Here is a 12,108-nt window from a genome sequence, read left to right as displayed (position 1 = left end):
TTCTGATTAAGTAAATTTCAATCTTGATTGTTCAGCATTGAATTATTATTATCCAAGGCTTTAACAAAGCAATTTAGTAATGTTTCAGAAGCATTAGCTTCGATGTTGGCTAATTCTCTAGCAACGTAATCTGTATGCATTTTTTGCTGGGCTTTGGGTGATCGTAAAACTTGCTGAATAAAATCATAATACAACCGAGCGCACTTTTCTGGAGAATGTTCTCTAGAAATATACTCAGATGAATTTTTGCTTAGGGATTGTCTATAATCTAGATTTTCAGTCAATAAAATTAAAGCCTTAAGTATTTCATCAACTTCATTACTTTGATGAGGTTGAGGACTTTTGAGTACCACATCATCAGGAAAATCAGAAAATGAACCTATATTTGTAATGATTGTGGGCTTACCAACAGACAAAATGCGTAAAAGTGAAGCTGAACTTTCACCATTAAATGGATATCGTAAATTAAGACAAATATCGGATATTTCTATATATCTATAAAAATCTGACATATTGATATAGCCAGTAATTTTCACTTGATTTTGCAAACCTAGTTTTTGAATTTCATTTTCCAAATCAATTTGACCAATATAATCAGTACCACCTACATAAACTAAGTATGCATTAGTTCGATAAAATAAATATTTTTTAAAAGCACGGAGAATCTCTAGAGGACGTTTAGTTAAATTAATAAATCCAAATGTAGTAATTATGAAACTATCACCAGGAATTCCTAACGCTTGGTGTTCATCGGAAAGTAATTTTTCTTCCAGTAAAACCTTGGGAACTAGCTGTGGTATGTGAGCAATATGACTATTATCATTACTAAAATCTTGAACTGCACAGTTATAAGCCCATTTACTATGCAAAATTACTCCTAAAGAACGAGTGAAAACTCTCCTATTTAAATAAATTTTTTCTTCAGGTAATGTTTCCTGAATATTCAATTTTTTATGTTGAATTAATGTTGATATTTCTATGGCTCTATCTTTTCCGTAACTGTGTTCTAACTCTTGAGAGAGTGTTACCCCAAGTTCTGGATAATAAGTTTCCATATAATTAATTAGTCCTCCTAAATAATAGTCATGTAAAACAGTTATACCCGAGTACCTCATTAATTTTGAATACATATTACAATGATAACTACTATTACCTATTTGATAAATAATCCCTTCATAGTTTTGAGAATCTAACCTCTCTTCAAATTTTGTATGAACAAATAAATTATTCGTTATATTAGCATCCGGTAAATCACGATCATCATATAAATCAATACTAAAATATTCTTGCAATGATGGGATGAGGTCTTGGCTATAGTCTGCAATACCAGATTTAGCTGGCGGTAAAGGACTAAAGAAAGCTATTTGAGGCTTTTTATTAGGGATATTAACTCGGTTGAAAGTAATAGTTATCTTATTTAATGGCTGATGTTCTTGAAAAACACTAACCATTTTTTGAGCCACTGATTCCCAAGAAAATTGGGCTGCTTGCTGAAGAGAATTTTCAGCAATTCTCATTTTAAATTCTTCATTAGAGAGAACTGTTAGTATAATCCTAGCTATATCATCAGGTGAATGTGGATCAAACAATAGCTCAGAATCACCTAAAATCTCTGGTAAAGAAGAGTTATTACTTGCAATAGCCGGTGCGCCACAAGAAATAGCTTCTAACAAGGGTAAACCAAAACCTTCATAAAAAGAAGGAAAAACAAATAAAGAGCAAGTTGAATATAAAGCTCTTAATTCTTCATCTGTAATATAATTTGTTAAAACTAGAGATTTACCAATGCCTAATTTGGCAGCCAAACGGCTAATTTCTTGAGTAAAGAAATCAGAGACTTTACAAGCAACCACTAATTGGTAGTTTTCACGAAAGCTGTTGGGTAATTTAGCAAAACCATGAACTAATCCTTCAATATTTTTACGCCAATCCTCACCTCCTGTATATAGAATAAATTTTTTGTGAATACCAAACTTATCAGCAAAAGTTTTCAACCAAGAATAATGCTCATTAACTTGGACGGGAGTAAAGAACGGAGAAACACCTCCCGAAATGTTTAAAACTTTGTTAGGAGGTATTTTAAGATATTTGATTACATCTTGGCGAGTAGATTCAGAAATTGCAAATATAAAATCAGCATTTTGTATATTTTTTAATCTCCTCATATAAAGAGATTGCATATTTTTATCGTTTAATAAATATCTATCAGAAAATATAAGTGGGATCAAATCATAACAAATGACAAAAATCTTTTTAGTAAAATTAGTGTAGTCCGGTATTGTAGAATCTAATCCCTCCATAGGACTGGGGATAAATACCATATTGGCATCAGAGGATATTAAGGTACTTTTGAGCAATAGATCATTAGTTGCACAACTACCAATATATGGGTAATCTATGGAACTATATGAAAATAAATTTTTATTCAACAATGGTTCTGGTAATGTACTATTGGCATATAGATCGAAGCTAGGTGCATTTTGTTGATTAAATAAAGCTTCTATCACTGATTGTGTATAACGTCCGATTCCCCGGTTTTTAGAATTTTTTGTTTGTAAGGCTTGAATATCAATTGCAATTTTCATTCTGTATTAATTCCAATTTTCTAAATTTATTTTTCTTAAAGAATATTTTTTTTACATACCAACATAGCTACTGCACCAGGGAGGTAGTTATATGGATTATGTTCTTTGACTGATGCTTCTAACTCATCTTCAGTGATAGTCCATGTGAAGTTATCCTTACGCACTCCATAGGATATTTGTATCACTGTAAAATCTTGAGTTAATTTTTGGAGTGATTCTTGATCGTAAATTCGATGTACTGGTGTTACAGCTTTTCTACCATAGGGAACTGTAAGTATAAATATGCCTGCTGGTTTTAAAAGCAAATAGATTTGTTTAACGGCCTCCAGATCATAATTATTTACTTTTTTATCTCCATACCATCCCAATCCAATATGTTCGAGAGTAGATATAGCAATTACACAATCGAAGCTATCTGATGAAAATACAGGCTGACAAATATCACTTTTAACAAATTTTAAATTAGGATGAGATAAAGCTATGGGACGAATATCTATTGCTGTAACTGAGTAATTAAAGCTTGCTAATTCATACGATAAAAGACTTTCGGCTGCTCCTATGTCTAAAATTTCTATGTCCCTAGAATCACAAAAACGAGCTAGGGAATGTATTACAAAGGTTTTTTCTAAAATTCTTTCATTCGTTACAGCCCAATAAGCCTCACCCTCAGTACTATAGTCAATAATTATTGGTTCATTAAACCATAATCCACTTTTTATCTTTGCCGATTCAACAGATGTAAAATGATTTATGTGAATATTATCAGTTTGTGTTTTGGTAGATAGCTCTTCAAGCTTCAGTTCAAGTTGAGTAATTTTTTCATTTACTTCTCTAGCTTTTACTGAATCTTCATAGCTTTTTTGTACTAGCTTATATACAAGCTCTTTGATGGCAGAGTTAAAATAAGTCTGTCTTTTTAAAATAGGCCATGCTAATTTCTTTAGTATATTCTTGAGAAATTTGCCTAAATTAGTGGTATATATATCATTAAAAAATAATAGGTAGTTACCATCTATTTCTATAAAATGGCTGTCGCTATTATTGAGTGATTGAGATTCTGAGTTTATTTGCATTTTTTGCCCATTATTTTGAAATCTGACAGATTGTTGATAAACAGCTTTCATCCGTTCTAGTATTTTTTCGGAATCCATTTTATTTCTCACATTTCTTAATAAGTTATTTCCTGTATTTTTTTAAATAGTGCTATCAAAAGTCAAACAACTATTTATTAGAAAATTATATAGGACTACTATTTGATCTTTGAACAAAATCTAAACTCTTAACCTCATCGAATCAAAGATTGAGTCTCAGTATAATTAGCAATAATCAAACTGGATTCCTATATTGAGGTTTTTATATTTGTTCTTTTCTGAATAATTACTACGATCAATTTTACAAAAAAATACTTCAATAGGTAAATACTTCAGATTCTTTAATACGTTCTAAATAATAATCCACAACCTCCTGTGATTCACCTTGAAATATAATGTTACCTTGACTTAAATAAATAGCTTTTTTGCAGGATGTACTAATAAACGCTAAATCATGAGAGACTACTAGAATAGTCACATTATCATCCCAGAACTTCTCCATTCTTTGCTTACACTTGTTTTTAAAACTCTCATCTCCTACTGATAAAATTTCATCCAAAATTAAAATTTCTGGCTGTACATCTGTGGCAATAGCAAAACCCAAACGAGCTACCATACCTGATGATAAACCTTTAACTGGAACTAAAGCATAATCCTCCAAATCTGCAAACTCCAAAATAGAACGCGCTCTTGCTTTCATCTCAGCCCTAGAAAAACCCAACAATACACCATAAAGGAGGATATTGTCCATTACAGAGATTTCCGCATCAAAACCTGCTCCTAATTCAATTAAAGGCGCAACTTGACCTCGGACTCTGACAGTACCAGTGGTAGGCTGTAAAATCCCAGAAATTATCTTTAACAGAGTGGACTTACCTGAACCGTTAGCACCAATTATACCTATTTTTTCTCCTTTCGCAACCACCAAGTCAATATTATCTAAAACTAATTTCTTCGCAGGTTGACGATATTTACCCTCTACCACAGATAGGAGCGTTTTTTTCAAATCATAGGAAAATTCCTCTTGAGTCCTTCTCCACAGCGAAACATTGTCCAAACGTATTACTTCCATTTACAGCCAATCCATAAATTGATGTCGCCACAGGTAAAAACAAGTCCATCTCCAGCAATACCTTGTCCAAATTGGAAAAAAGCCTTAATTTGTAGATTGGGTTGTGGAACGTGAACGTTCGCGGAGCAATTAGCATAAAACCCAACATGAGCGTTGGGTTGCGCTGTCGCTTAACCCAACAAAGCAGGAAATGGACAAGGTATTGTCTCAAGGCTAAAATAATTATGCCATTAGAGACTTCCAAATAAAAAAATGTCCCAAAACTGATGCAGAAATTCTCTCTCTGTGTACTCTGTGCCTCTGTGGTTCGTTTCTTAGGATAATTTATTTCTTGGAAGTCTCTTAGAGGGTGTTTGAAAAGTTATGGTTGATGTATCAAATATTTTTTACCCCACCCTAACCCTCCCCTTGTAAAGGGGAGGGAACTGGATTTTTATTGTTTCCCCCCTTTACAAGGGGGGACTAAGGGGGGTAGCAATGTGATGAAAATTACGGAATACCACTTTTCAAACATCCTCTTAAGCAAAGCCCGGCGATTTATAAACTATCGGGTTCAATACCTAACTCCCTTAATTTTTGCGCTAGAACATCTGCTTTATTCTCTGCGTCATCAGCACGCTGACGTTCAGATTCAGCTTTTCGACGTTCAACTTCAACCTTTCGACGTTCAGATTCAGCTTTTCGACGTTCAACTTCAACCTTTCGACGTTCAACTTCAACCTTTCGACGTTCAGATTCAGCCCTTTGACGTTCAACTTCAGCCCTTTGATGTTCAACTTCAGCCCTTTGACGTTCAACTTCAGCTTTTCTAATCTCTTCTAAATTAGCTTCTTCTGGTGTAGGGACTAATCTTCCTTCAACAGTAAAATATCTTAACTTATCTTCCCAAACCCCTAGATATAAACCTAACTCCTGACTCCAATACCAGGCATTTTCTGATGCTGGAATAGTTTTATACTCACTGTCTGTTAGTCGCCATCCTACCAGTTCTAAGGTATTCGGGGAAAACCAAAAATACTCAGGGGTGCGGAATTGATTTTGATACAACTGTTTTTTCAATCCCTTATCTACCTTCGCTGTAGAATCAGAAAGTAATTCAATTATTACATTGGGATATTTACCATCTTCTTCCCATATTACCCAAGAAAGACGTGGACGTTTTTCCGTATCTTTAACAAGAAAAAAGTCTGGTCCTCTAAAGTCTCGATTTTTTAACTGTTGTCGGCTATAGTAAACGCTAAGATTTGCACCGATAAAAAAATCTTCTCTATTACGCCATAACCATTCTAAACAAGTTACTAATATTAATAGTTGTGTATAGTGTAAAGAGCTTTCCATTTCTGGTTCGTCGCTGAGTAGTTCAGTGCAGTCTGGCATTAATGCTTCTATTTCTTGTGCGGTTAAAGCCATAGATTTTATTAGGATAAATTACTATCTTTGGTTAATTATAAACTATCTGGTTCTAGTCTATGCAATTACCAAATGATAGCTATGTTACAGCAAATCCATAAATTGATGCCGCCACAGGTGAAAACAAGTCCATCCCACGGCTAAAATAATGATGCCACTCAGTAAAGCCCCCCAAATCAGACCTAAATCTGGTGGAGAACCTGATAATGTAATCTGACGGAGACTTTCGATGATTGGGGATAGGGGGTTCAAACCTAAAAACTGTTTTACCGGCTTGGGAACAATAGCTGCTGGGTAAAAGATCGGACTGCTAATCCAAATTACAAATACTACCAATTCATAAAAGTAAGGTAAATCCCTGAAAAATACGTACAAAGCACTGACTAAAAAACCGACTCCTGTAGAAACTAAAATTAATGCTAAAAATGGAAATACTAAAGCGATGACATTGATGAGACTTTTGGAATTAAGCAATGTCATCATTGCTAGTAAGGGAAATGCTCCCACTGAAAATTGAAAGACATTGGACGAAATCATTGATACAGGAAAAACACTAACCGGCAAGCGAATTTTATTTAATAATGCTCCATTGCCGACTACGCTGGTTAAAGCTTGGGATGTGCAAGCGGAGAAAAAATTAATGACTAACAGTCCTGTCAGCGCTGCTAGCATATAGTTAATGATGGAGTTACCATAGTAGGATGCAAAGGTAGCACCAAAGATGGCAGTATACAACCCTGTCATAATCAATGGGTTCAATAGTGACCAATAAACCCCTAGAAAAGACCCCCGGTAACGGACTTTCAGCGTCCGTCCAACTAAGACGTGCAGGAGTTCGCAATAACGCTGCACTTGTAACCAATTTAAATTATCCTTCAGAGAAAGTATCATTCTTATAGCACCATTACACACCGGAAAAAAGTCATTTTGGCATTCTATACCATAGGAGTGCAATTATTGACGATTAATTTTCAGATAAGTAGGTTGGCGTTGAAAACTGTCGTTATGGCAAGGCAAAAGGCAAGAGGCAAAAGGCAAGAGGCAAAAGGCAAGAGTAAAGAAGTTTTCGGCGATTTTACGTTTCTTTACACAGTTTAGTTTGATTGTGTTCACCTACTTAAGTGAAATTTTATCTATCTCAGGTAATTACTTACAAACTATCAGAGTCAATACCTAACTCCCTTAACCGTTGAGCCAAAATTGCTACTTTAGCCTCCGCATCATCAGCCCTTTGGCGTTCACTTTCAGCCTTTTCTGCCAATTCTGTGGGTATGAGTAATTTATCACCTGTATCAAGACGGTAAAATCTTACAAGCTCCCCTTCCACTTCTAGACGCAATCCCAACGGCTGAGATAAACTATCGGTAATGGGTTGATAAATCTCATCCTGTAAACGATACCCCTGTAACTTTTTGTTAATCCATTCTCCTTTCGGGTCAAATAACCAATATTCTAAAATCCCTAATTGTTCATACAATAACTTCTTTTGCTCTTGATCCTGCCTTTGAGTTCCGGCACTAGTCATTTCCAAGACAACTTGGGGAACTTGACCTTCTTCCCAGACCTTATAATTATCTCTACCCCCAGGTGGCACATCAAAAATTACCATCACATCCGGTGCTACTCTTAATTTCGGAAAACTTTGAGCATAGTATAAAAATTGATTTGCGAGTACCGTTGCTTGTCTTCCTGCTAGGTACTGTTTTAAAACTTCTAAGGTAGTTAAAATCGCATAGAGATGTATATAGGTTTCTGCCACGGGTTCTCCATCAGAGCTAGGATATTCGATGGTGACATCGGTTAACTTTATGGTTGTAGTCATAGTTTTTTCCTAATTAACCACACTATCAGGATCTAAGTAGGTGAACACAATAAAACCAAACTGTGTAAAGAAACGTAAAATCGCCGAAAACTTCTTTACTCTTGCCCATTGCCTCTTGCCTTGCCATAACGACAATTTTTAACGCCAACTCACTTACGCCTAGCGATCGCAAATAGGGGACATCCAACTAAAAAAATACCCAAAAATTTCTTGTAGTGCGGGACGAAAAGCCCGCTAATCATCAAGGACGGGCAGGATGCCCATCCCACGAAATTGGGTAATTTATTCTTTGGTGTTCCCTAAGTAGTGAGACAGAATTAATTACACAATGTCATTGCGTGGCGTTAGCCATATGGAACGAATTGAATTGAAAATGTTGGGTTTCGTTCCTCAACTCAACCTACGTATTTTTGCTTTTTAGTCTTAACCGAACAGTATTGTATCAGGATCTATTCCCAGCGATCGCAATCGTGCTGCTAAAATTTGTACTTTCTCTCTTTCACCTGCTAACTGCCGTTCGGCTGCAAGGGCTTGATTTTGAGCAACAAGAGCTTCTTTTTGGATCTTTATAGCCGCTTCTTCCGGTGTTGGTACTAATTCACCTTCCGATGTAAAATAGCGGAGTTTACCATTTGCCACACCTAAATATAAATTCAGGACTTCACTCCAAAGTAATCCCTGTTTATTAGCGACAATTTCTTGATATTGACTGCCTACCAGTTTAAAACCCACAAATTCTAAACTTTCCGGGCTAAACCAGAAATATTCAGGGGTACGAAAGCGACTTTCATAGAGAACTTTTTTTAAATTGCGGTCAACTTTTGCTGTACTATCGGACAGTAACTCAATAATGAGATCGGGATAGCGCCCGTCTTCCTCCCAGACAACCCAAGAAGTGCGGGGACGTTTTTCTGTATTTTTAACTAGGAAGAAATCTGGACCTCTAAATTCTCGATTTTTTAATTGCTGACGACTAAAATAAATAGTTAGATCTGCACCAATAAAAAAATCATTCTGATCACGCCATAACCACTCTAAGCTAGTTACCAATAATAGTAACTGCATATAATGCAAAGAACTTTCCATTTCCGGCTCATCACTTAATAAACGAGTCGCATCGGGCATTTGTTGTTCTAGCTGTTGGGCTGTAACAAACATAAGAGTATACCTACTTGCTTACTGATTTAATTTTAAGCCATGAACAGTGAAAACAGAGTGCCAGATTCAGCTACACTGAGATTTGGATTATTTTATTTTAACTAGATCATGGACATCGGACAGAAAGTTAAGGTGATTCGTTTGCGCGATCGCGTATCCTCTCCTATCGCTCAAAAACTCGGAAAAATCGGCATTATCGAGGGCTACAAAGTCACAGATGGTCGGGGAATTGGTGTGGTGGTGAAGTTTGACGACAACTCTTCCACTTGGTTTTTTGAAGATGAAATCAAACCAGCTTAGTCAAAACAACTTATAGCAGAGGCTAAGAAGATTGGTTGAGTGCTAAGTTGTTATTGACAAGATCGGCAAAATTGGAAATTGAGTAATGGCCTTGATACTGACATTTTTGGGCAAAAACGGCATCGCTCGCAGTAAGATAGCGATCGCCGCAGCCATTAGTTTGGCAACACAAGGTAAACGGGTACTCCTAGCAGGACTAGCAGATCCAACTTTGTCAATTCTACTCAATACTCCTCTGACTTCTGACCCCCAAGACATCTCTCCCAATCTCCAAGCAGTACAGTTTCAAGCATCTGTACTGCTAGAACGCAACTGGGAAGAAGTGAAAAAATTGGAGGCTCAATACCTCCGCACACCAATTTTTAAAGAGGTTTATGGGCAAGAATTGGTAGTATTACCGGGCATGGATAACGCCCTCGCTCTCAATGCGATTCGTGAATATGATGCTAGTGGCAAATATGACGCGATTATTTATGATGGCACGGGGGACGCTGCCAGTTTGCGAATGTTGGGAATGCCAGAATCTTTAAGTTGGTATATGAGACGATTCCGACAATTGTTTGTTAACTCCGATTTAGGGAAAACAATTTCCGAATCTCCCGTCACGCAACCTTTAATTAGCAGCCTGTTTAATTTTAATTGGACTGCTGATAATTTCTCTCAACCCACTAACCAAGTTAATAATTTTCTCCAAGAAGGTAAAGCTGCCTTAGCTAATCCTCGGCGGGTTGCTGCTTTTTTGGTGACAACATCAGAACCTATTGATGTGGCAAATTCCCGCTATCTGTGGGGAAGCGCTCAACAAATTGGTTTAACTGTTGGTGGAGCAATTTTAGTTCCTGGTGGAGAAAATACCAATTTATCCGAGGGATTTGCACCTCTACCTGTGAGCATAGTTCCTGATGTTGTCAATGGGGAATGGCAACCTCTGATAGATGCTTTACCCAACCTTGCTGAACAAGCATTACAAGCTAACCCACCCATTGAAATTGACGTGCATAATCGCCAAGTACGCCTATTTTTACCTGGTTTCGACAAAAAACAAGTCAAGCTTATTCAACAGGGTCCAGAAGTCACCGTAGAAGCCGGAGATCAAAGGCGTAATATCTTCCTTCCCCCGGCTTTAAGTGGTAAGCCTGTCACTGGTGCAAAGTTTCAAAATAGTTATTTGATAATTTCTTTTTAGGTAATAGGTAATAGGTAATGGGTAATGGGTAAAAGTTTTTCCAATTACCAATTACTTATTACCAATCACCTCTTCCCCAATTACCATTACACCTTATGTCTGAATCAACTCCTATTAATCCCAATTCGCAGCCGAATGAGTCTATGGAATCTGCAAATCCAGAGGTAATAATCACAGAAGACCGCAATGCTAAAACTCGGCAATTGCTGGGAATGAAAGGTGCGAGCGCTGGAGAAACTTCTATTTGGAAAATTCGTCTGCAATTGATGAAACCGATTACCTGGATTCCCCTAATTTGGGGTGTGGTCTGTGGTGCGGCTTCTTCTGGTAACTATACCTGGACTTTAGAAAATGTTTTGAAGTCTGCCCTATGTATGTTGCTTTCGGGTCCTTTATTAACTGGTTATACCCAAACTATTAATGATTATTATGACCGGGAAATTGACGCGATTAACGAACCTTACCGTCCTATCCCTTCGGGGGCAATTTCGGAAAAGCAAGTAGTTAGCCAATTCGTGGTTTTACTATTACTAGGATATGGGGTAGCCTACACCTTAGATTTATGGGCAGGTCATTCAGTTCCTAATGTTTTACTATTGTCTGTTTTTGGTAGTTTCATTGCCTATATCTATTCTGCACCACCATTGAAATTAAAACAAAATGGTTGGCTAGGAAACTATGCTTTAGGTGCAAGTTACATTGCTTTACCTTGGTGGGCTGGTCATGCTTTATTTGGGGAATTGAATTGGAAAATTGTGATTCTGACTCTATTTTACAGTTTGGCAGGTTTAGGGATTGCCATTGTCAATGATTTTAAAAGTGTGGAAGGCGATCGCCAATTGGGATTACAATCATTACCAGTTATGTTTGGGATAAAAACTGCGGCTTTGATTTGTGTAGTCATGATTGACTTATTTCAAGGTTTGGTCGCAGGTTATTTGGTGAGTATTCACGAGAATTTATATGCAGCCATTCTCGTGTTATTAATCATTCCCCAAATCACTTTCCAAGATATGTATTTTCTTCGTGACCCCATAGCCAATGATGTCAAATATCAAGCCAGCGCCCAACCGTTTTTGGTGTTGGGAATGTTGGTGACGGGTATTGCATTAGGTCATGCCGGCGTTTAATCCTAGAGTGTAATCAGTCGTAAAAACCCCACCCCGCCAGGAACTTAAGTTCCTGGCTAATAGCTAAAGTCATCTAAAGATGACTAAAAACGGCTCTTGCGTTGTTTTTATGGTAATTGAGGATTGATTATAACAAAACCCTTACGGGGCAGGGGTTATAAAAAATTATGACCATATTTTCAATGAAATGCCTACACAATAAGGCTTTCAATGGTTTTGAACCAGGTTTTCCATAAAAAGAACCGAAGAACCCTAAAAACTAGGGAAATTTATTAGTCCGTTTTAACGGATTTTAGCTATGAGACAGGGAATTTATTCCCTTGCTTCAGTTGATAGATATCAGCAATGCGCTCT

Annotated in this window: 10 protein-coding genes; 3 read left to right on the top strand and 7 right to left on the bottom strand. The window is 36.8% G+C overall.

Annotation, left to right across the window (positions count from 1 at the left end; genetic code table 11):
• Positions 1-17: 17 nt before the first annotated feature.
• The 7 genes from IQ226_RS08305 to IQ226_RS08275 form a co-directional block, all read right to left on the bottom strand.
• Entirely contained in the window at positions 18-2,585 is a 2,568-nt protein-coding gene (locus IQ226_RS08305; RefSeq protein WP_193894434.1) for a glycosyltransferase, read from the bottom strand.
• 35 nt (positions 2,586-2,620) lie between these two features.
• On the bottom strand, positions 2,621-3,736 hold the full coding sequence (locus tag IQ226_RS08300) for a bifunctional 2-polyprenyl-6-hydroxyphenol methylase/3-demethylubiquinol 3-O-methyltransferase UbiG (protein ID WP_193894432.1): 1,116 nt from the start codon (positions 3,734-3,736) through the stop codon (positions 2,621-2,623).
• 256 nt (positions 3,737-3,992) lie between these two features.
• Complete coding sequence (locus tag IQ226_RS08295) at positions 3,993-4,748, bottom strand: ABC transporter ATP-binding protein (protein WP_193894430.1); 756 nt, start codon at positions 4,746-4,748, stop codon at positions 3,993-3,995.
• Between the two features lie 537 nt (positions 4,749-5,285).
• Positions 5,286-6,158, bottom strand: a complete 873-nt coding sequence (locus IQ226_RS08290) for a Uma2 family endonuclease (RefSeq protein WP_193894428.1) — start codon at positions 6,156-6,158, stop codon at positions 5,286-5,288.
• Between the two features lie 84 nt (positions 6,159-6,242).
• Positions 6,243-7,049, bottom strand: a complete 807-nt coding sequence (locus tag IQ226_RS08285; protein ID WP_193894426.1) for an ABC transporter permease — start codon at positions 7,047-7,049, stop codon at positions 6,243-6,245.
• Positions 7,050-7,308: 259 nt separating this feature from the next.
• Positions 7,309-7,980, bottom strand: a complete 672-nt coding sequence (locus IQ226_RS08280) for a Uma2 family endonuclease (protein WP_193894425.1) — start codon at positions 7,978-7,980, stop codon at positions 7,309-7,311.
• A 423-nt stretch (positions 7,981-8,403) separates the two neighbouring features.
• The gene (locus tag IQ226_RS08275) at positions 8,404-9,138 is read right to left on the bottom strand and encodes a Uma2 family endonuclease (protein WP_193894423.1); all 735 of its coding nucleotides are present in this window, start codon (positions 9,136-9,138) and stop codon (positions 8,404-8,406) included.
• A gap of 108 nt (positions 9,139-9,246) precedes the next feature.
• Here IQ226_RS08275 and IQ226_RS08270 point away from each other — a divergent pair, with 108 nt between their 5' ends.
• From IQ226_RS08270 to chlG, 3 genes are all read left to right on the top strand, one after another.
• Positions 9,247-9,438: a DUF2862 domain-containing protein gene (locus IQ226_RS08270; RefSeq protein ID WP_193894420.1), complete on the top strand. Its 192-nt coding sequence runs from the start codon at positions 9,247-9,249 to the stop codon at positions 9,436-9,438.
• Positions 9,439-9,523: 85 nt separating this feature from the next.
• A complete protein-coding gene (locus tag IQ226_RS08265; protein WP_193894419.1) occupies positions 9,524-10,624 on the top strand; it encodes an ArsA family ATPase in 1,101 nt (366 codons plus the stop codon).
• A 95-nt stretch (positions 10,625-10,719) separates the two neighbouring features.
• Positions 10,720-11,754 carry a chlorophyll synthase ChlG gene (chlG, locus tag IQ226_RS08260; RefSeq protein WP_193894418.1) on the top strand — a complete coding sequence of 345 codons (1,035 nt, stop codon included), beginning with the start codon at positions 10,720-10,722 and terminating at the stop codon, positions 11,752-11,754.
• Positions 11,755-12,108: the final 354 nt, after the last annotated feature.

Source organism: Dolichospermum sp. LEGE 00240 (assembly GCF_015207875.1).
Lineage (GTDB): Bacteria > Cyanobacteriota > Cyanobacteriia > Cyanobacteriales > Nostocaceae > Dolichospermum > Dolichospermum gracile.
The sequence above is the reverse complement of the archived record's forward strand: the minus strand, read 5'-3'. Positions and strand labels throughout refer to the sequence as shown.